A 20,587-nucleotide genomic window follows, 5' to 3' on the forward strand; every position below is an offset into this window, starting at 1 on the left:
GGCACGGCTTGGCGTGCCCCCAAACAAGCTGTAAGCGCTGGCACCATGACCGATACCCAACGCCCCGTCATCGAATTGCTGATCGCGGCCCCCCGCGGCTTCTGCGCCGGCGTCGACCGCGCCATCCAGATCGTCGAGCTCGCGATCCAGAAACACGGCGCGCCGGTCTATGTCCGGCACGAAATCGTCCACAACAAGTTCGTGGTCGACTCACTCAGGGCCAAGGGCGCGGTGTTCGTCGAGGAACTGGATCAGGTGCCCGACGGCGTGCCGGTCGTGTTCTCGGCGCATGGCGTGCCCAAATCGGTCCCGGCGGCGGCCAGCCAGCGCGGCCTCGAATATCTCGACGCGACCTGCCCGCTGGTGTCGAAGGTCCATCGCCAGGCCGAACGGCTGGTCGCCAGCGGCCGCCACATCCTGTTCGTCGGCCATGCCGGCCATCCCGAAGTCATCGGCACCTTCGGCCAGGTGCCCGAGGGGCAGATGACGCTGATCGAGACGGTCGAGGACGTCGCCGCGCTCCAGCCCGCCGACCCCGACAACCTCGCCTTCCTGACGCAGACGACGCTGTCGGTCGACGACACCCGCGCCATCGTCGAGGCGACGATCGCCCGCTTCCCGAGCATCGTCGCGCCCAAGGCCGACGACATCTGCTACGCCACGTCGAACCGGCAGAATGCGGTTAAGGCGATCGCGCAAAGCTGCGACATGATGCTCGTCATCGGCGCGCCCAATTCGTCCAATTCGGTGCGGCTGGTCGAGGTCGCCGAGCGCGAGGGCACCCGTGCCCGCCTGATCCAGCGCGCCGCCGAACTCGACTTCGCATGGCTGGAGGGGGTCGGCACGCTCGGCATCACCGCCGGTGCGTCGGCGCCCGAAGTGCTGGTCCGCGAACTGGTCGACCGCATCGCTACCCGCTACGACGTCACCGAGTCCGAGGTCGAGATGACCCGTGAAACGATCGCGTTCAAACTGCCGCGCGGCCTCGAAGCCGCCTGATGGCCGTCTATACGCAGGTGTCGGCAGAGGCGCTCGCGCGCTTCCTGTCGGGCTATGACCATGGCGAACTGATTTCGGCCAAGGGCATTGCCGAGGGGGTGGAGAACAGCAACTATCTGGTCGACACCACCACCGGCCGTTTTATCCTGACGCTGTATGAGAAACGGGTCGATCTGGCCGACCTGCCCTTCTTCTTCGCGATGACCGATGCGTTGGCCGATGCCGGCAATCCGGTGCCGCGCGCGCTGCCCGATCGCGCGGGACAGGTGATCCAGACGCTGGAGGGTCGCCCCGCCTGCCTGATCGAATTCCTGTCGGGCGTGTCGGTCAGCCATCCGACTCCTGAACAGGCACATGCCGCCGGCGCGGCGCTCGGCGCGCTCCACCGCGGCCTGACCGGCTTCGCGCCGACCCGCGCCAATTCGATGGGTGTCGGCGCATGGCCGACCCTGTTCGCCGACTGTGCGCCCCAGCTCGATTCGATCCAGCCCGGCCTGCGCGCGCGGGTCGGCAGCGCGCTCGATACGGTCGTTGCGGCATGGCCCGCCGACCTGCCGACCGGCGCGATCCATGCCGATCTGTTCCCCGACAACGTGCTGATGCTCGGCGACCGCGTCACCGGGCTGATCGACTTCTATTTCGCCTGCACCGACATCGTCGCCTATGACGTCGCGGTCACCCATTCGGCATGGAGCTTCGATGCGAAGGGTGCGCCGCTCGACCCCGCGATCGGACGCGCGCTGCTGGCCGGCTATCGGACACAGGCTTCACTCACCGAGGCCGAGGTCGCCGCGCTGCCGCTGCTGGCGAAGGGGGCCTGCATCCGCTTCCTGCTGACCCGTGCGTGGGACTGGATCAACACGCCGGCCGACGCGCTGGTCACGCGCAAGGACCCCCTCGCCTATCTGCGCCGGCTCGACTGGTACGACGCGAACCCGGCCGCCTTCGCATGACCGAGACGCCCGAACTCCCCCGCGTCGAGATCGCGACCGATGGCGCGTGCAAGGGTAATCCCGGCCGTGGCGGCTGGGGCGCGGTGCTGCGCGCCGCCGATGGCCGCGAGCGGGAATTGTCCGGCGGCGAGCGCGAGACGACCAACAACCGCATGGAATTGATGGCCGCGATCGAGGGGCTGAACGCGCTCAAACGTCCCTGCCGCGTGATCCTGTCGACCGACAGCCGCTATGTGATGGACGGCCTGACCAAATGGATCAAAGGCTGGCAGAAAAACGGGTGGAAGACCGCCGCCCGGCAACCGGTCAAGAACGCCGAACTGTGGCAGCAACTGCTCGCCGCCGCCAAACCGCACCGCATCGAATGGGTGTGGGTGAAGGGCCATGCCGGCCACCCCGATAACGAGCGCGCCGACCGGCTCGCCAGCGATGCAGCCCTGAACCAATGATCCCACGCGTCCTGATCGACACCGCGCACGTGCCCGGCGACAATGTCGAATTGCGCCTCGTCCAGCGCGGCGACGACTTCATGATCGTCCTCGACCGCAACGAATTGATGAGCAGCCGCATGTCGGCGTCGGAAGAGGCGTTGGCCGATCTCGGCTGCGCCCACCTTACGGCACGCAAGGGCGCGCGGGTGCTGATCGGCGGCCTCGGCATGGGCTTCACCCTGCGCCGCGCGCTGAAGATTCTGCCCGCCGATGCCGAGGTGGTCGTCGCCGAGCTGGTACCCAAGATCGTCGACTGGGCGCGCGGACCGCTGGCGCACATCTTCGACGGCTGCCTCGACGATCCGCGCGTGCGGATCGCGGTGGGCGACGTCGCGTGGGCGATCGAGGACGGCGGCTGGGACGCAATCCTGCTTGACGTCGACAACGGGCCGGACGGGTTGACCCATGCCGGCAACGACAAGCTCTATTCGGCCCGCGGGCTGCAGGTCACCAAGCGCGCGCTGCACGCCGGCGGCGTACTGGCGATCTGGTCGGCCTATGCCGATCCCGCGTTCACCAAGCGGCTGCGCGATAGCGGCTATGCAGTGGAGGAGCAGGTGGTGCGGGCGCGGGGGACCAAGGGTGCGCGGCATGTGATCTGGCTGGCCGGGCGGCGGTAGGGGGTTTCCCTTCGCCGTTTGCCAAGCGGGATCGACATTCAGTTCGCTGGACGCAGGGATCGCGTTCGATCCCCTATCGTCACTCCCGCGCAGGCGGGAGTCCATACACGCCAACATCGCGAGTCCAGCCAGACCGTCGGTGGATATGACTTCCCGCCTGCGCGGGAATGACGAAATTCCGCGGTTACTGCTGAATTTCGATCGGTCCTGGGAGCCTCCATTCCTGCTTGATCGGAATGCCCTTCCCACTCGGTTAAACTCATCCTCCCGTTTGGTTGAAGCCCGTCTCCCATTTCGACGCCCCCTCCCCCGTTTGGTTCGAGCTTGTCGAGAACGGGGCTCCGCGAGAGCACCAGCGGAGGGCGATCAACCGCCCTTTCCTCCAGTCAGTTCGAGCCTGTCGAGAACCTGCCTGCCCCAAACGACCCGTTCTCGACGGGCGCTTCTCGACAAGCTCGAAGCTGCTCGAACCGAACGGAATGGGAAAAGAAGAGCCATTCCCCCCAGCAATCGTGCTGAGTAGGGACTGGGTGAAGTCAAAGGCCGTGTGGAAGCACCGCCCCGAACCTCAACCGTCCATCAATACGCCATTTCGACAAGCTCAATGGTTACTCAGGACAAACGGACAGCCCTATTCATCCGTCCGCATCTTCACCTTGTTCGGCAGGTCCTTCCCCTTGGTCCGCCGCGACGGCAACTGCACCGGGTTCTTCTTCTTCCAGTCCCCCCACCGCTTCGGGCCTTCGGGGGTATCGATGATCGTATCGTCGTCCATCACGCTATCCAAAACGAAAAGGGGCGGCGGATCAACGACCCGCCGCCCCGTTCTTTCCAGTCAGGAAACGATCAGCCGACCGTCCACGCCCCGTCGATCCGCGTCAGCGCACCCTGCTGGTTGCCTTCGCGCAGGGCGTCGGGCAGCAGTGCTTCCGGGAAGTCCTGATACGACACCGGCCGCAGGAAGCGGTGGATCGCCAGCGTGCCGACCGAGGTCGTGCGCCCGTCCGAAGTCGCCGGGAACGGCCCGCCATGGACCATCGCATGGCCCACTTCGACGCCGGTCGGCCAGCCATTGCACAGGATGCGGCCGACGGTGCGTTCGAGCACCGGGATCAGCTTGCGCGCGTCCTCGTAATCGCCCTCGTCGATCTGTAAGGTCGCGGTCAGCTGCCCTTCCAGCTTCGACAACACCTCGACCAGTTCGTCGGCATCGGTGCACTTCACGACCATCGACGACATGCCGAACACTTCATGGGCATGCGCCGGATCGGCGATGAAGTCCTTGCCCGACACGGCGAAGATCGCCGCGCGGCCACGGGTCGGGCCTTCGGGTGCCTGCCCTTCGCCGACCAGCGTCACCGCGGGGCTCGACGCCAGCTTGGCGCGGCCTTCCTCGAACGCCTTGTGGATGCCGTCGCTCAGCATCACCTGCGCCGGGGTGCCGAGCAGCGCGTCGCCCGCCGTGTCGAGGAACGCGTCGAGTTCCCGCCCGTCGATGCCGAGCACCAGACCCGGATTGGTGCAGAACTGGCCCGCGCCCATGCTCAGCGACCCGACATAGCCCTTGGCCAGTGCCTCGCCGCGATTCTTGAGCGCTTCGGGCATCAGCACGACAGGGTTGATCGACGACATCTCGGCATAGACCGGGATCGGCTGCGGCCGTTCCTGCGCGACCTTCATCAGCGCGGTACCGCCGCTGCGCGAACCGGTGAAGCCGACCGCCTGCACGCGCGGATCGGCGACCAGCGCGGTGCCGATGACCTGACCCGACCCCGATACCATCGAGAACACGCCATCAGGCATGCCGGTCTTTTCCGCCGCACGGACGATCGCCAGCGCGACCAGTTCGGCGGTGCCCGGATGCGCCTGATGCGCCTTCACGATCACCGGGCAACCGGCGGCCAGCGCCGACGCGGTGTCGCCACCGGCGGTCGAGAAGGCGAGCGGGAAGTTCGACGCGCCGAACACCACCACCGGGCCGACCGGAATGGTGCGCAGCCGCAGGTCGGGCTTGGGCACCGGCGCGCGCGCGGCATCGGCATGATCGATGCGCAGCTGCTGCCATGCGCCGTCGCGTACTTCCTTGGCGAACAGCCGCAGCTGACCGCAGGTGCGGCCGCGCTCGCCGGTCAGACGTGCGGTCGGCAGGCCGGTTTCGCGGCTGCCGCGTTCGATCAGCTCGTCGCCCAGCGCCTCGATCTCGTCGGCGATCGCGTCGAGGAAGCCCGCGCGCTGTTCGATCGGCAGCGCCGCATAGATCGGGAACGCCTGCGCCGCACGGGCGCACGCTTCTTCCGCGTCTTCCTTGGTGCCCTTCGAAAAACCTTCGCCGAACAGCGCGCCGGTCGCGGGGTCATAGGCCTGGAACAGATCGTCGCGGGCAACCCGCTTGGATCCCAGGAACAGTTCGCCGGTGATCGTCATGTGCATCCTCTTGTGATGGTCGCGTTGCCGCCCAGATAGGAACTGATAGCGCTAACGTAAATGGCCGACTCGGGTAATTACTCCGACAATCTATGCGGCGAATAAAGTGTCGGGTCGACCCCTTCCGGCACATCGCCCTGTCCGAGCAGCGCCGCGCACATCCGTGCGGCGGCGGGCGCGGTCTGGATACCGAAGCCGCCCTGCCCCGCGCACCAGAAGAACCCCGGCACCCGCGCGTCGAACCCATAGACCGGCAACCGGTCGGGCGCAAAGCTGCGCAGGCCGGCCCAACGCCGCTCGACCGCTTCGACCCGCCAATCGACCGCCGCCTCGAACCGGTCGATCGCCAGCGCGACGTCGATCTCCTCGGGCGCGACGTCGTGCGGCCGGTCGGGCGTCTCGTCATGCGGCGACAGCCATAGTCGCCCACCCGGCTCGGGCTTGAAATAGAATCCCCCCGCCGTGTCGATGACCAGCGGCAGGTCGGGCGATGCGGGCGGATCGATCCGCACCTGCACCACCGTCCGGCGATAGGGCCGGATGCCGAGCGGTGTCGCCCCGAACAGTGCGGCAACATCGTCCGCCCATGCTCCGGCGGCATTGACCACGATGTCTGCGACGATCGGCCCCGACACGGTCTGGAGCTCCCAAAATTCGCCGACTCGCCGCGCGCCTTTCAACCCGGTGTCGCACCGAACCTCCGCCCCGCCACGTCGCGCCTTGGCGAGATAGGCGGCATGGAGCGCCCCGACATCGATATCGGCGCAGCCCGGCGACCACAAACCATGCCATTCGCCGCGTAGGCCCGCGACAACGCCATGCGGATCGCGCCGCTCGATCGGCACGCCGCTGCTCGCAAAGTCCTGCGCCAGAGCGTCGAGCACCGCCGGATCGCGCGCCAGCAGCAATTCGCCGCGCGTCCGCAGGAACCCGTGGTCGGCGAACTCGGCGGGCGGCGTGTGCAGCAACGGCCCCGATGCCGTCGTCAGCGGCTGGACCAGCGGCCCGCCATAGGTTTCGGACCAGAACGCCGCCGACCGGCCCGTCGCGTGATAGCCCGGTTGCGATTCGGCCTCGCACAGCACCACATCGTCGTGCGGTGCCAGCTCGGCGGCAAGGCTGGCCCCCGCCATCCCCGCGCCGATGATCGCGACCCGCCGCCGCGTCATGCGTGCGTCCGGTGCGGCGCGGGGGCGCGGGCGTCGAGGAAGGTGTCGATCGCCGCGATCGCTTTGCCACGCACCGGATCGGCCTCGCGCAGGATTTCATGCGCCGACTCCGCCCCGAACCGCAGCAGCTCGACATCGTTCAGCCGCCCCGCCACCTCGATCGCGGCGCGCGGATCGACCAGCGCATCGGTATCGGCGACCAGCATCTGCACCGGCACCCGCGTTTCCGCCAGTCGCGGATCGGCCCGCAGTTCGCGCGTCGAGCGAAAGGCATCGATCACCCAGCGCCAGCTCGGCGGCCCGGTATGGTGCGAGGGGTTGGCGCTGTGCCACCATAATTCGTCGGCATAGCGCGCCGGGTCGTGCGTCAGCATCGATTCGCGCGGACGCACCGTATGCGGGCGTTCGTTGCCCTTCCATGCGGGCCGGAGCGGGCTACCCATCGCACCCAGCACCCGCGCCATCCGCTCGCCGAACCGCGGCCCGATCGGCGAACGCAGCCCCAGCATCGGCGCGACCAGCACGCACGCGGCGGGATCGATCCGCCGCTCGACCACCGCGCGCAACGCCAGATGTCCGCCCATCGAATGGCCGATGATCGCGCGCGGCCCCGCCGCCTGCCACTGGCTCCAGAAGGCGGTCAGATCGTCGAGATAGGTTTCGAACCGGTCGATATCGCCGCAATCGCCCGCCGGGGTGCAGCGTCCCGATCCGCCCTGCCCGCGCCAATCGAACGCGGTGATGCTCCACCCGCGAACATGCCAATGGGCAAAGGCTTCGAGATATTTCTCGAACACGTCGCCGCGCCCGGTCTGGAACAACAGGCTACCGCGCGAGCGAACATTGGCGGCGGCGTCCCAGTCGAACCGGCGATGCGCCCATCCATCGGGGGCATGCCATGGCGTGATGGCGGCTGCGGCGGGAATCGCGCGACGGTACAGGGCGTGGGCGGCCATGGGTTCGGTTACGGTTTAGAAACCCCTCACGTCTAGTGTTAACGACATGTGGGGAAATCTCGTTCCGTGGCTGGCGCTCGCGCTCGTCCTGCTGCTCATGGCCGCGGGGATCGAGGATGCCCGCACCCGTGAAATCGCCAACCGGAAGAATGCGGCGATCGCGCTGCTGGCGCCGCTCTGGTGGCTGGCCAACGACCTGTCGGGCATCGACATGGCGTGGCAGGCGGGCGTGGCGACCGGCGTCTTCGCGCTGTTCGTCGCCGCCTATGCCGCCGGACAGATGGGCGGCGGCGACGTGAAGCTGATCGGCGCGCTGGCGCTGTGGCTGCCACCGGGGGCGGTGCTGTCGATGCTGCTGGTCATGTCGCTGCTGGGCGGGGCGCTGACCATCCTGTTCCTCGTTGATCGGTGGCGTCGCCGGGGGAAGGACGTGCCCGAAATCCCCTATGGCATCGCCATCGCGGTGGCGGGGATGCTGGCAATCGCCAACCCGATCTTAACCCATTCCGGTCATATTTGACCACGAATCGAACCGGCCAGACGAACTGAAAGGCCAATGAGGTCATGGACTCACGCAAATTGTTCCTGCTGGCCGGCGCGCTGGTCATCGCCGCGATGACGGCGTTGATGGCGCGCAGCCTGATGGTCGGGGCATCGGCCCCTGTCGCGGCGGCCAGCACGCCTGCCGAAGCGCCGATCGACGGTCCCCGCGTGCTGGTCGCGACCAGGGCGCTGGCGATCGGTACGATCATCGACGCCGCCGCCCTCCGGTTCCAGCCATGGCCCAAGGAACTGGTCGAAAACGCCTATTTCCTCGAATCCTCGCCCGATGCGCGCAATCTGGTCGGCACCGTCGTCCGCTTCGCGATCCCCGCCGGACAGCCGATCACGCAAGGATCGCTGGTCAAGCCGGGCGACCGTGGCTTCCTCGCGGCCGCGCTCGGTCCGGGGATGCGCGCGGTGACGGTGCCGGTATCGGCGCAGAGCGCGGTCGCGGGCTTCGTGTTTCCCGGCGACCGGGTCGATCTGGTGCTGACCCAGACCGTGGCCGGCGGCGGCGACGGCCCGCCGCTGAAAGCGTCCGAGACGTTCCTGCGCAACCTGCGCGTGCTGGCGACCGACCAGCGCACCGACAAGAACAGCGACGATCAGGGCCGCACCGTCGTGTCGACCTATTCGACGGTCACCGTCGAGGCGACGCCGCGCATCGCCGAAAAGATCGCCGTCGCGCAGACCGTCGGCACGCTGTCGCTGTCGCTGCGCTCGATCGCCGACAATAAATCCGAACTTGAGGAAGCCATCGCCAGCGGCGACGTGCAGCTGCCGGCCAATGGCGATGCGAAGGCGGAAAAGGCGGCGCTCGACCGCATCGCCAGCCGCCCGCTCGACGGTCCGTCGACCTTTTCGACCGGTGCCGACGTGTCGCGGTTCCAGCGCAGCTCGGTCCCCGGCAAGGGCAGCGACACGACCGACAACTCGGGCGGCACGATGGCCGTCGCGGCAAGTCCCGCGCCCGGCGCACCTGCCGCGCCGCGCGGTCCGGTGGTGCGGATCACCCGCGGCAACGATGTGACTGACGTGTCGGTCGGGGGAAACAAGTGATGCGCGCACTCCATCTGCTCCATCGGTCGCTGGCGGCGACGCTGTCGATCGCGCTGGTCGCCGGGCCGGTGCTGCCCGTGGCCGCCGCCGCGCCGGCACCTGCGGCACCCGCCGTCCGTGCCGCCCGCATCGGCACGCCCGCCACCGGCGTCCAGCGGCCGACCAACGACGTCCAGCTGTCGATCGGTCAGGGCGAACTCATCACCCTGCCCTCGAACGTCGTCGACGTGTGGGTATCCAATCCCGGCGCGGCCGACGTCTATGTCGGCAATCCGCGCCAGATCCATCTGTTCGGCAAGGCCGATGGCGAAGCGACGGTGTTCGCCACCAACGCCAGCGGCGCGGTGATCTATTCGGCCAATGTCCGGGTGGGGCAAAACCTGACCTCGCTCGACCGGATGCTGAAGGCGGCGATGCCGGAGGCCGATATCCGCGTGACGACCGTCGGCCAGCTGGCGGTGCTGAACGGCACCATCGCCTCGCCCGCCGACAGTGCGCAGGCCGAACGGCTGGTCGTGTCGCTGCTCAACCCCGGCGTTGCGACGTCCGATCCGAATGCGGTGCTGAAGATCGCGGTCATCAACCGGCTGAAGCTCGCAACGCCGCTACAGGTCAATCTGCAGGTCCGCATCGCGGAGGTCAGCCGCAACTTCGTCAAGAATATCGGCGTCAACCTGACGTCGCGCGACCGTTCGGGTGGCTTCCTGTTCGGTGTCGCGCAGGGGCGGCAGGGTACGATCACCACCGTGCCCGGCATCCCCGGATCCTCGCAGGCCATCGACGCCAACCACGCCCGGATCGGCGACACCGTGTTCACCGCCCCGGCCAAAAGCGTGACCGGAACGACGCTCAACCTCGCCGGCCGGCTGCTCGGTCTCGAACTGCTCGGCGCGCTCGATCTGGGCGAACGCATCGGTCAGGTGACGACGCTCGCCAATCCCAACCTGACCGCCCTGTCGGGAGAGACGGGATCGTTCCTTGCCGGCGGTGAGATCCCGATCCCGGTCAGCCAGGGCCTCGGCGCGGTGTCGGTGCAGTACAAGCAATATGGCGTCAGCCTTGCCTATACCCCGACCGTGCTGGCCGACGGGCGCATCTCGCTGCGCGTCCGGCCCGAAGTGTCACAGCTGTCGGCGGCGGGCGCGGTCCAGATCGACGGGACCACCATTCCCGCACTCACCACCCGCCGGGCCGAAACCACGGTCGAACTGGGATCGGGGCAGAGCATGATGATCGGCGGCCTGCTGTCGAACAGCCACGACAATTCGATCGACAAGGCGCCCGGCCTCGGCGACCTGCCGATCCTCGGGTCGCTGTTCCGCTCGAACGGCTTCACCCGCAGCGAAACCGAACTGGTCATCGTCATCACCCCCTATCTGGTGAAGCCAGTCGACAGCCAGTCGCGCATCGCGCTGCCGACCGACGCCTATTCCAGCCCCGGCGATGTCGAACGCGTGCTGATGGGCCAGTTGCAGGGGCAGCGCCGCCCCGATCCGCGCCCGGTGCCGACCATGGCACCGCAGGGTCCGGCCCGGCCGTCGATCGGCCTGACCGCGCCGGTGCCGGTCGAACCCGCCACCGACACCGTCGACCCCGCCCCGCCCGCCCCGCGCAAGGGCGACCGCAAGGCCGGGCCGATCGCCCCCGGCTTCAGCATTCAGTGAGGCACGCTTCGATGACCCTCCTTCGCATCCTCGCGCTCGGTTCCGCCCTCGCCATCGGCGGCTGTTCGGGCACCGTCAATCACGGCGTCGAATCGGTCCACCAGCCGGTCGTCTCGCGCGCCGCCTATGCGTTCGACGTCGCCGCCGGTCCCGGCGGTCTGGCTCCGGGCGAACGCGCCCGCCTCGCCGGCTGGCTGGAAACGATGCGCCTGCGCTATGGCGACGAGATCGGCATCGACGGTGCCGGCGACGATAGCGGCGTGCAGGCCGATGTCGCGGCAGAGGCGGCGCGCGTCGGGCTGTTGCTCGCCGACGCCGTTCCGCCGACGCCGGGCGCGATCGCACCGGGCACCGTCCGCGTCGTCGTGTCGCGGATGACCGCGTCGGTGCCGGGCTGCCCCGACACGTCGCGCACCTATCAGCCCAATTTCGAGGCGCAGACCTCGTCCGATTTCGGTTGCGCGACCAATTCGAACCTTGCCGCGATGGTCGCCCGCCCCGGCGATCTGGTCCTCGGTCAATCGGCGCCGGGCACCACCGACACGATGGTGAACAGCAAGGCGGTGGGCGCGCTGCGGCGTGCGGCACCCAGCGGCAATGGCGGACAGGTCACCAACAGCGCCGGCAGCGCCGGTGGATCGGGCGGGAGCAGCAAGCAGTGAACGCGCCCTTCTCACTCGGCAAATCTGCCACCCGCGACCCCTTTATCGCCTTTGTCTGCGACGAATTTTCCGGCGATACGCTGCGCAGCGTCGCCACCGAACATGGCTGGCCGACCGAGAAGGTCCTCAAGGGCGGTCTGCGCAATGCGGTGCAGACGCTGGCGGTCTCGGCCAGCCCGCATGTGCTGTTCGTCGACCTGTCGGAATCGGGCGATCCGCTGAACGATATCAACGGCCTCGCCGAGGTCTGCGAACCGGGCACGATCGTGATCGCCACCGGTCAGGTCAACGACGTCCGCCTGTACCGCGATCTCGTCGCCAGCGGCATTCACGACTATCTGCTGAAGCCGCTCAACCCCGACATGGTCCGCGATGCGATCGTACAGGCCCATGCCCTGCTGAACGCGCCGAAGGCTGCGGAGACCAGCACCGAACGCCCGCACAGCGCCACCGCGATCATCGGCACGCGCGGCGGCGCGGGCGCATCGACCGTCGCGACCTCGCTCGCATGGCTGATGGGCGACCGGGAAAAGCGCACGACCGCGCTACTCGACCTCGACGTGCATTTCGGCACCGGTGCGCTGGCGCTCGACCTCGAACCCGGTCGCGGCCTGACCGACGCGATCGAAAATCCCAGCCGCATCGACGGACTGTTCATCGAACGCGCGATGGTGCGGGCGGGCGAACGGCTGTCGGTGCTGTCGGCCGAAGCGCCGATCAACGCCCCGATCGACACCGACGGCAGCGCCTTCTACCAGTTGCAGGAGGAGATGCGGAACGCCTTCGAATGCACGATCGTCGACCTGCCGCGCGGCATGCTGGTCAACCACCCGCATCTGATCGAGGAAGTGCAGACCGCGGTCATCGTCACCGAAATGACGCTGGCGGCGGCGCGCGACACCATCCGGCTGCTGTCGTGGTTCCGCTCCAACGCGCCGCACGTCAAGGTTCTGCTGCTCGCCAACCGCGTCCAGCCGCTGGCCGCGCAGGAAATCAGCCGCAAGGATTTCGAAGGGTCGATCGAACGCAAGCTCGACTTCACCTTGGCGTTCGACGGCAAGCTGGCGGCGCAGGCGGCGAAGCTCGGCAAGCCGCTGGCCGAAGCAGCGAAGGGCAACCGCGCCATCGCGCCGCTGGTCGATCTCGCGCGGCATCTGTGCCGCCTGACCGAGGTCGAGGACGACGCGGCGGCCGAACCGGCCAAGGGGGGCACGTCGCTGGTCGGCAAACTCGCGAAGCTGCGCGCGCGCCTGCCGGTCAAGGCGAAGAAGTAGGAGCGCAGGCACGGTCATGGCGATCCTCCCGATCCTGTTGCTGGGTGCCGGCGCGCTGCTGACGCTGACGCTGCTCGCCTTCGCCTTTTCGGGGCCATCGGGCGAACGCGCCCGCAGTCGCCGGCTGCTGGCGGTCCGCGAACGCCATGCCTCGTCCGCCAGCGCGACGGCGATGGAGGCGCAGATGCGCCGCATCGGCAACCGGGGCGCGACGCGCGGCGACCGCGCCGCCGCCCGGCTCCTCCCCAATGTTGAACAACTGCAACTCAGACTGCAACGCACCGGCCACAACTGGACCCTCGCCCAATATGGGCAGGCGACGCTGGGCGTGATCGCCGTCCTGTTCGCGTATCTGTTGTTCAAGGGGATGCCGGCGTTGCTGGCGTTGTTCATGGCGATCTCGGTCGGGCTCGGCCTGCCGCACATGGTCGTCAGCTATTTCATCAAGCGGCGCATCGCCCGCTTCACCGCGAAATTTCCCGACGCGATCGAACTGCTGGTCCGGGGTCTGCGCTCGGGCCTGCCGATCACTGAAACCATGACCGTGGTCGGTCAGGAAGTCGACGGTCCGGTGGGCGAGGAATTCCGGCTGGTCAGCGACCGGATGAAGATCGGCCGTTCGCTCGACGCCGCGTTGCAGGAAAGCGGCGACCGGCTCGGCACGCCCGAATTCCAGTTCTTCATCATCACCATCGCCATCCAGCGCGAGACCGGCGGCAACCTTGCCGAAACGCTCGCCAACCTCGCCGACGTGCTGCGCAAGCGGTCGCAGATGAAGCTGAAGATCAAGGCAATGTCGTCCGAATCCAAGGCGTCTGCCTATATCATCGGATCGTTGCCGTTCATCGTCTTCGCGCTGATCTGGACCATCAACGGCAGATACATGCAAAGCTTCTTCGTCGATCAGCGGCTGATGATCATCGGTGCGGGCGGCGTACTGTGGATGGCGATCGGTGCGTTCATCATGTCCAAGATGATCAACTTCGAGATTTGATGCGATGCTGACACCGACCGCCCCGACCATCCTGGGTTTCGACATGGGCAATGTCGCGACGTTGCTGTCGGGCATCGCCGCCTTGTCGATGCTGGTCGCGATCTATGTCGCGACGTCGGTCCGCGATCCGATGGCGCGCCGGGTGAAGGCGCTGAACGACCGCCGCGAACAGCTGAAGGCGGGCATCACCGCCTCCACCAGCAAGCGCCGCGCCAAGCTGGTGCAGAAGAACGAGGCGACCGACCGCATCCGCGAGCTGCTCGGCTCGATGAAGATGTTGCAGGATTCGCAGCTGAAGGCCGCACAGCTGAAACTGATGCAGGCCGGCATACGGTCGAAGGATCTGGCGGTCGCGGTCATTTTCGGCCGGCTGATGCTGCCGATCCTGTTCGGTCTCCCGACGATCTATATCGTCTATGGCACCGAAAGCTTCGCCGACTGGTCGCCGTTAAAGGCCTATGGCCTCGTCGCGGGCACGCTGATCCTCGCGTACAAAGGCCCCGACATCTATCTCAAGAACCGGATCAGCAAACGGACCGAGGCGATCCGCAAGGGGCTGCCCGATGCGCTCGACCTGCTGGTGATCTGTGCGGAGGCGGGCCTGACCGTCGATGCCGCCTTTACCCGCGTCGCGCGCGAACTGGGCCGCGCCTATCCCGAACTGGGCGAGGAATTCTCGCTCACCGCGATCGAACTGGGTTTCCTGACCGAACGGCGGCAGGCGTTCGAAAACCTTGCGCTGCGGATCAACCTCGACGCGGTGAAGGGCGTGGTGACGACCATGATCCAGACCGAGAAATACGGCACCCCGCTCGCCAGCGCGCTGCGCGTCCTGTCGGCGGAATTCCGCAACGAACGCATGATGCGGGCAGAGGAAAAGGCGGCACGTCTTCCCGCTATCATGACCGTGCCGCTGATCCTGTTCATCCTCCCCACCCTCTTCGTCGTCATCCTCGGTCCGGCGGCCTGCAGCATCAGCGACGCGTTCAGCAAGTAACGCGCGGCCGGGGTGCGGAACGCCGCCCCCGCCCGACCGTTGTCGCCCCGTACTCACCGAAGGGGCCCGCACATGCTGTTCCAGACGCCGACGCAATTCGCGGTTCTCGCACTCGTTCTTCTCGCCGGCTGGTTTTTCGGCCTCGCCTCGTCGTCGGGCGGCAAGAAGTGGAAACAGCGGTTCCGTGACGAGGAAGCCGCCCACAAGGCGTATCGCACCGAAGTCGCCACCGACCTGAAGACTCGCGAAGCCCGGCTGCACGAGGTCGAGGTCGAGCGCGACCGACTGCTGAAGGAACGCACCACCGCGACGACGGCCACTACCGCCGCCGCCGCGACCGCCGGAGCGGCCAGCACCGGTCATGGCAGCGGCTTCTTCGGCTGGGGGCGCGACAATCTCTCGCGCATTCGCGGCATCGATCCCGATCTGGAGTCGGTGCTGAACGCGCGCGGCATCAAGACCTACCGCTCGATCGAGGCGTTGAGCGAAGCCGACGAACGCGCGCTGGAAGACGACCTGCGGCTGCACCCCGGCACCATCGACCACGAACGCTGGCGCGAACAGGCGGCGATGCTCCGCGAAGGCCGCGACGACGACCATGGCAGCCGCTGGGGATGATAGATTAGACGGCGCCGGGTTCCCGCGCGTCGAAGGCGCGCTGGGCGGCCAGCACCGCACCGATCCGCTGTTCCGACCACATCATCAGTGTGCGTAACGCGTCGATCAGTTCGCCTCCCATCGGCGTGATCGCATAGGTCACGCCGACCGGCTTGGTCGCAACGACACTGCGTGTCACCAGCCCATCCCGTTCGAGCATCCGCAGGGTCTGGCTCAGCATCTTTTGCGACACCCCGGCGATCCGTCGCCTCAATTCGTTGAACCGGCCCGGTTGTTCGCTTAGCAGCAACAGCACTAACACACTCCATTTGTCACCGATCCGGTCGAGCAACAGCCGGGTCGGGCAATTGGCGGCGAACACGTCGCCCTTGCGCCACCCGGTTTCCGGCACGGTACCGGGTATCGAAAAAGTGCCTTCTTGCATCATGGGTATCTACATAGCACGTAGTAACCATTGGATACCAATGGAGAGTGAAGATGGATGTTGTAGTACTGGGCGCGAGCGGTAATGCCGGTTCGGAAATTACGCGCGAACTCGCCAGCCGCGGACACCGCGTCCGCGCCATTGCGCGCAAGCCCGATGCCATCCCCGACCTTCCCGGCGTAACCCGGACCACCGGCGATGCCCATGATCCAAGCGAACTGGCCGAACGGATCGCCGGGGCCGACGCGGTCATCAGCGCGCTGCATTTCGACGTCACCGCCGATACGCTGCTGGCGGCGTTGCGTAAGGCGGGTGTCGAACGACTGCTGGTCACCGGAGGTGCCGCCAGCCTGGAGGTCGCGCCGGGCGTGCGGCTGATCGATTCGCCCGACTTTCCGGCCGCATGGCGCGACATTGCGATGGGCGGCATCGCCTTTCTCGACGCTCTGCGCCCGGTACAGGACGTCGACTGGACGTTCTTCTCACCCGCCGCGCTGATCGAACCGGGCGAGCGCACCGGGAGGTTCCGGCTCGGCACCGATACGTTGGTCACCGACGATGCCGGGGTCAGCCGGATCAGCTTCGCCGACTTCGCGATCGCGATGGTCGACGAGCTGGAGACCCATCGCCACCCCCGCGCCCGCTTCACCGCCGCCTATTGAGGCAGTGGCCCGCCCCGGTTTCGACCGGGGCGGGGCATTATCAGAACGTCACCCATTCGGGGCCGCCGGGGAACACCATGTCCTCGACCTTGTCGCCGATCTTGGTGACCGCCAGCAGGATCGCGAGCACGACGATCAGGTCGAGCACGATCACCGCGCCCCAGACGAACGCCGGGTGGAACGGGCCGATGCGATCGAACCCGTCCTTCGTCACCCGCGCCGCATCGTTCGTCCGTGCGCCGCTCACTTCTTCAACGCCGCCTGCGCCGCCGCCAGCCGGGCGATCGGCACGCGATACGGGCTGGCCGATACATAGTCCAAGCCGACCGTCTCGCAGAACGCAATCGACGCCGGATCGCCGCCATGTTCGCCACAGATGCCCAGCTTGATGTCGGGCCGGGTCTTGCGCCCGCGCTCGGCGGCCAGTTCGATCAATTCGCCGACACCCTCGACGTCGATCGAGACGAACGGGTCGCGCGCGTAAATGCCCTTTTCGACATAGGCACCCAGGAACCGGCTGGCATCGTCGCGGCTGACCCCCAGCGTCGTCTGGGTCAGATCGTTGGTCCCGAACGAGAAGAACTCGCCCGCTTCCGCGATCTCACCGGCCTTCAGCGCGGCGCGCGGCAATTCGATCATCGTGCCGACCAGATATTCGATCCGGCGTCCCTTGTCGGCGAACACCGCTTCCGCTGCCTTGTCGACGACGATCTTCATCAGTTCCAGCTCGCGCTTGGTGCCGACCAGCGGGATCATGACCTCGGGAATCGGTGCCTCGCCCGACTTCTCGGCGACGATCACCGCCGCTTCGAAGATCGCCCGTGCCTGCATCTCGTAGATTTCGGGATAGGTCACGCCCAGCCGACAGCCGCGATGGCCCAGCATCGGGTTGAATTCGTGCAGCTCGGCGGCACGGCGCTTCAGCTGCTCGACCTCGATCCCCGCCGCCTGCGCGACTTCGGCGAACTCGGCCTCCTCATGCGGCAGGAATTCGTGCAGCGGCGGGTCGAGCAGGCGAATCGTGCAGGGCAGCCCGACCATCACCTCGAAAATCTCGACGAAATCGCTGCGCTGTTCGGGCAGCAACCGGTCGAGCGCGACACGACGTCCCGCTTCGTCCTCGGCAAGGATCATCTGCCGCACGGCGGTGATCCGCGACTGTTCGAAGAACATATGCTCGGTGCGGCACAGCCCGATGCCCTCGGCGCCGAAATCGCGCGCGGTGCGGCAATCGAGCGGGGTTTCGGCGTTGGTCCGCACCTTCAGGCGGCGGACGCCATCGGCCCATTCCATCAACGTGCCGAAATCACCGGCCAGTTCGGGCTGCATCGTCGCGACGGCACCGGCCATCACTTCGCCGGTCGCGCCGTCGATGGTGACGATATCGCCCTCGCGAATCTCCCGACCGGCGACCTTCATCACGCCGGCCTTGGCATCGATCGAGATGCTGCCTGCGCCCGACACGCACGGCCGGCCCATGCCGCGCGCCACGACCGCCGCGTGGCTGGTCATGCCGCCGCGCGCCGTCAGGATGCCGCGCGCCGCGTGCATCCCGTGAATGTCTTCCGGCGAGGTTTCGGTGCGGATCAGGATCACCGCGTCGCCCGCGTTCGAGCGCCGCTCCGCCGTATCGCTGTCGAACACCGCAAAACCGCTCGCCGCACCGGGCGATGCCGGCAGCCCCTTGGTCAGCACGTCGCGTGCCGCCTTCGGATCGAGCGTCGGGTGGAGCAGCTGGTCGAGCGCCTGCGGATCGACGCGGGCGATCGCTTCCTCACGCGAAATCAGCCCTTCCTCGGCCATGTCGACCGCGATCTTCAGCGCGGCTTTCGCGGTGCGCTTACCCGACCGGGTCTGCAACATCCACAGCTTGCCCTGCTGCACCGTGAATTCGATGTCCTGCATGTCGCGGTAATGTCGCTCCAGCTGATCGAACACCGCCGCCAGTTCGGCATAGGCGTCGGGCATCGCCTCTTCCATCGACAGCGGCTTGGCGTTCGCCGTCTCGCGCGCGGCCAGGGTCAGATATTGCGGCGTGCGGATGCCCGCGACCACGTCCTCGCCCTGCGCGTTGATCAGGAACTCGCCATAATAGGCATTCTGCCCGGTCGACGGATCGCGGGTGAAGGCCACGCCGGTCGCCGACGTGTCACCCATATTGCCGAACACCATCGCCTGCACGTTGACCGCCGTGCCCCAGTCGCCCGGGATGTCGTTCAACCGGCGATAGACCTTGGCCCGGTCCGCCTGCCACGATCCGAACACCGCACCGATCGCGCCCCACAACTGGTCGTGCACATCCTGCGGGAACGGCTTGCCCCACAATTCGACGACGATGTCCTTGTACTGCGCGACCAGCGCGCGCCAGTCGTCGGCGGTCAGATCGGTGTCGAGATAATAGCCGCGATCTTCCTTCGCGATCTCCAGCGCTTCCTCGAACCGGCCATGGTCGAGTTCGAGCACCACGTCCGAATACATCTGGATGAAGCGGCGATAGCTGTCCCATGCGAAGCGCGCATCGTCCGACACGTTCGCCAGCCCCTCGACCGTCTGGTCGTTCAGGCCGAGGTTCAGCACCGTATCCATCATGCCCGGCATCGAAATGCGCGCGCCCGACCGGACCGACACCAGCAGCGGATCGGCGGCATCGCCGAACTTCTTGGCCGTAATCCCTTCGATATGGGCAATGCCGGTCTTTACCTCGTCCTGCACGCTGGCCGGAAAAGTCTCGCCTTCCTCATAATAACGCGTGCACATCGTCGTCGCGATGGTGAAGCCCGGTGGCACCGGCAGGCCGATCGACGCCATTTCGGCAAGGTTCGCGCCCTTGCCGCCCAGCAACACCTTGTCGCCCGATCCCCCGTCCGAAACCCCGCCGCCGAAGCGATAGACATAGTGCGTCATTGCTCGTTCCCCATGCTCTCCGCGCGGGTGGTCCCGCGGCGGGGTATCTGATTCGATCGGGCTGTGCCCGAAATTCCCCGTTAAACGGGTTAAACCGGCAGGTCAGCCCTCAATTTTCGAGAAATCGGCAACCCGGTGTACCGCATCGCGCACCCGTGCCAGCAACGACAGGCGCGCGGTGCGCTTGTGCGGGTCGGCATCGTTGACCGTCACGTCGGTAAAGAACGCATCGATCGGCGCACGCAGCGACGCCAGCGCCGCCATCGCGCCCGCGAAATCCTCCGCCTCGATTGCCGCTGCGGCACGCGGTTCGGCCGCATCGAGCGCCGCGATCAGTGCGGCTTCAGCCGGCGCGCGGTCATAGTCGCGCTTCTCGCGCTCGGTCCGGGCATATTCGGCGACGACGGCCACGAAATCCGGGTCCTCGACCATCGCCAGCGGGTCTTCCTCACCCGTTTCCGGAATAGACTTGCTGGTCCCCGGCGCTTCCTTCTTCAGGATATTCGCCGCACGCTTGTACCCGGCGAGCAGGTTCGTCCCGTCCTCGGTGGTGACGAACGACTGGAGCGCATGAACGCGGGCGAGCAGGCGGACGAGATCATCCTCGCCGCCCAACGCGAAGACGGCGTCGATGAGGTCGTGGCGGACGCCTGCCTCGCGTTGCTGGACCTTCAGGCGGTCGGCGAAGAAGTCGAGGACATCTTCGTGTGCGCTCGCACCTGCCGCCGCAGTCGCTTTCGACAACGATACCCGGACGCCATTGTCGAGCAGCAGCGCCAACACGCCCAAAGCCGACCGGCGCAACGCGAACGGATCCTTCGATCCGCTCGGCTTCAACCCGACGGCAAAGAACTGAACGATGCTGTCCAGCTTGTCCGCCAGCGCCACCGCGACCGTCACCGGCGCGGTCGGGACGTCATCCCCCTGCCCGACCGGCTTGTAATGATCGCGCACCGCCTCGGCGACTTGCGCCGGTTCGCCCTGCGCGGCGGCGTAATAGCCGCCCATCAGCCCCTGCAATTCGGGGAACTCGCCAACCATGCCGGTGACCAGATCGGCCTTGGCGAGACGCGCGGCGCGCTCGGCTATGTCGGCCAACCGCTCCCTCTCCCCTTCAGGGGAGAGGGTCGGGGAGAGGGGGCTATCCGCAGGCGAAGCGGCTTCGAAAGTACCC

Annotated in this window: 21 protein-coding genes; 13 read left to right on the forward strand and 8 right to left on the reverse strand. The window is 67.2% G+C overall.

Annotation, left to right across the window (positions count from 1 at the left end):
* Window positions 1-45 precede the first annotated feature (45 nt).
* From ispH to ASE91_RS07975, 4 genes are read left to right on the forward strand one after another with little or no spacing between them, the layout of a single operon-like run.
* Complete coding sequence (gene ispH, locus ASE91_RS07960) at window positions 46-999, forward strand: 4-hydroxy-3-methylbut-2-enyl diphosphate reductase (protein ID WP_056001693.1); 954 nt, start codon at window positions 46-48, stop codon at window positions 997-999.
* A complete protein-coding gene (gene thrB / locus ASE91_RS07965) occupies window positions 999-1,952 on the forward strand; it encodes a homoserine kinase (RefSeq protein WP_056624747.1) in 954 nt (317 codons plus the stop codon). Before ispH ends, thrB begins: the two co-directional genes overlap by 1 nt.
* Window positions 1,949-2,401 carry a ribonuclease HI gene (gene rnhA / locus ASE91_RS07970; RefSeq protein ID WP_056394770.1) on the forward strand — a complete coding sequence of 151 codons (453 nt, stop codon included), beginning with the start codon at window positions 1,949-1,951 and terminating at the stop codon, window positions 2,399-2,401. Before thrB ends, rnhA begins: the two co-directional genes overlap by 4 nt.
* A complete protein-coding gene (locus ASE91_RS07975) occupies window positions 2,398-3,063 on the forward strand; it encodes a hypothetical protein (protein WP_056624752.1) in 666 nt (221 codons plus the stop codon). Before rnhA ends, ASE91_RS07975 begins: the two co-directional genes overlap by 4 nt.
* 631 nt (window positions 3,064-3,694) lie before the next feature.
* Here ASE91_RS07975 and ASE91_RS19920 read toward each other — a convergent pair.
* From ASE91_RS19920 to ASE91_RS07990, 4 genes are all read right to left on the reverse strand, one after another.
* Entirely contained in the window at window positions 3,695-3,838 is a 144-nt protein-coding gene (locus ASE91_RS19920; RefSeq protein ID WP_162233638.1) for a hypothetical protein, read from the reverse strand.
* Between the two features lie 71 nt (window positions 3,839-3,909).
* Window positions 3,910-5,487, reverse strand: coding sequence for an aldehyde dehydrogenase (NADP(+)) (locus ASE91_RS07980; protein ID WP_056624754.1), 1,578 nt, complete (start codon window positions 5,485-5,487; stop codon window positions 3,910-3,912).
* Window positions 5,488-5,564: 77 nt separating this feature from the next.
* Window positions 5,565-6,656, reverse strand: coding sequence for an NAD(P)/FAD-dependent oxidoreductase (locus ASE91_RS07985; RefSeq protein WP_056624760.1), 1,092 nt, complete (start codon window positions 6,654-6,656; stop codon window positions 5,565-5,567).
* Complete coding sequence (locus ASE91_RS07990; RefSeq protein ID WP_056624763.1) at window positions 6,653-7,612, reverse strand: alpha/beta fold hydrolase; 960 nt, start codon at window positions 7,610-7,612, stop codon at window positions 6,653-6,655. The genes ASE91_RS07985 and ASE91_RS07990 overlap by 4 nt, the downstream gene beginning before the upstream one ends.
* Window positions 7,613-7,658: 46 nt before the next feature.
* Here ASE91_RS07990 and ASE91_RS07995 point away from each other — a divergent pair, with 46 nt between their 5' ends.
* The 8 genes from ASE91_RS07995 to ASE91_RS08030 all read left to right on the forward strand — a co-directional run bounded on the left by ASE91_RS07995 (window position 7,659) and on the right by ASE91_RS08030 (window position 15,423).
* On the forward strand, window positions 7,659-8,132 hold the full coding sequence (locus ASE91_RS07995; RefSeq protein ID WP_056001715.1) for an A24 family peptidase: 474 nt from the start codon (window positions 7,659-7,661) through the stop codon (window positions 8,130-8,132).
* A 44-nt stretch (window positions 8,133-8,176) separates the two neighbouring features.
* The gene (gene cpaB, locus ASE91_RS08000) at window positions 8,177-9,214 is read left to right on the forward strand and encodes a Flp pilus assembly protein CpaB (protein ID WP_056001717.1); all 1,038 of its coding nucleotides are present in this window, start codon (window positions 8,177-8,179) and stop codon (window positions 9,212-9,214) included.
* Window positions 9,214-10,878, forward strand: coding sequence for a type II and III secretion system protein family protein (locus tag ASE91_RS08005; protein WP_056624766.1), 1,665 nt, complete (start codon window positions 9,214-9,216; stop codon window positions 10,876-10,878). Before cpaB ends, ASE91_RS08005 begins: the two co-directional genes overlap by 1 nt.
* A gap of 11 nt (window positions 10,879-10,889) precedes the next feature.
* Window positions 10,890-11,540, forward strand: coding sequence for a CpaD family pilus assembly lipoprotein (locus tag ASE91_RS08010; protein WP_056001723.1), 651 nt, complete (start codon window positions 10,890-10,892; stop codon window positions 11,538-11,540).
* On the forward strand, window positions 11,537-12,814 hold the full coding sequence (locus ASE91_RS08015) for an AAA family ATPase (protein WP_056001726.1): 1,278 nt from the start codon (window positions 11,537-11,539) through the stop codon (window positions 12,812-12,814). Before ASE91_RS08010 ends, ASE91_RS08015 begins: the two co-directional genes overlap by 4 nt.
* 16 nt (window positions 12,815-12,830) lie before the next feature.
* Window positions 12,831-13,808, forward strand: a complete 978-nt coding sequence (locus ASE91_RS08020; RefSeq protein ID WP_056001730.1) for a type II secretion system F family protein — start codon at window positions 12,831-12,833, stop codon at window positions 13,806-13,808.
* A gap of 4 nt (window positions 13,809-13,812) precedes the next feature.
* Window positions 13,813-14,805: a type II secretion system F family protein gene (locus ASE91_RS08025; protein WP_200910905.1), complete on the forward strand. Its 993-nt coding sequence runs from the start codon at window positions 13,813-13,815 to the stop codon at window positions 14,803-14,805.
* A 72-nt stretch (window positions 14,806-14,877) separates the two neighbouring features.
* The gene (locus tag ASE91_RS08030; protein WP_056624769.1) at window positions 14,878-15,423 is read left to right on the forward strand and encodes a hypothetical protein; all 546 of its coding nucleotides are present in this window, start codon (window positions 14,878-14,880) and stop codon (window positions 15,421-15,423) included.
* A gap of 4 nt (window positions 15,424-15,427) precedes the next feature.
* Here ASE91_RS08030 and ASE91_RS08035 read toward each other — a convergent pair whose 3' ends face one another.
* Window positions 15,428-15,847, reverse strand: a complete 420-nt coding sequence (locus ASE91_RS08035) for a winged helix-turn-helix transcriptional regulator (protein ID WP_056625194.1) — start codon at window positions 15,845-15,847, stop codon at window positions 15,428-15,430.
* Window positions 15,848-15,900: 53 nt separating this feature from the next.
* Here ASE91_RS08035 and ASE91_RS08040 point away from each other — a divergent pair, with 53 nt between their 5' ends.
* Window positions 15,901-16,509, forward strand: coding sequence for an NAD(P)-dependent oxidoreductase (locus ASE91_RS08040; RefSeq protein WP_056624772.1), 609 nt, complete (start codon window positions 15,901-15,903; stop codon window positions 16,507-16,509).
* 40 nt (window positions 16,510-16,549) lie between these two features.
* Here ASE91_RS08040 and ASE91_RS08045 read toward each other — a convergent pair whose 3' ends face one another.
* The 3 genes from ASE91_RS08045 to glyS form a co-directional block, all read right to left on the reverse strand.
* Entirely contained in the window at window positions 16,550-16,756 is a 207-nt protein-coding gene (locus tag ASE91_RS08045) for a hypothetical protein (protein WP_056001741.1), read from the reverse strand.
* On the reverse strand, window positions 16,753-19,413 hold the full coding sequence (gene ppdK, locus ASE91_RS08050; protein WP_056624779.1) for a pyruvate, phosphate dikinase: 2,661 nt from the start codon (window positions 19,411-19,413) through the stop codon (window positions 16,753-16,755). Before ppdK ends, ASE91_RS08045 begins: the two co-directional genes overlap by 4 nt.
* Before the next feature lie 102 nt (window positions 19,414-19,515).
* Window positions 19,516-20,587: glycine--tRNA ligase subunit beta (gene glyS, locus ASE91_RS20555; protein WP_235530381.1), on the reverse strand; the 1,072-nt coding region annotated here is incomplete at its 5' end.

The sequence above is a fragment of the Sphingomonas sp. Leaf62 genome (genome assembly GCF_001421915.1).
Classification (GTDB): domain Bacteria; phylum Pseudomonadota; class Alphaproteobacteria; order Sphingomonadales; family Sphingomonadaceae; genus Sphingomonas.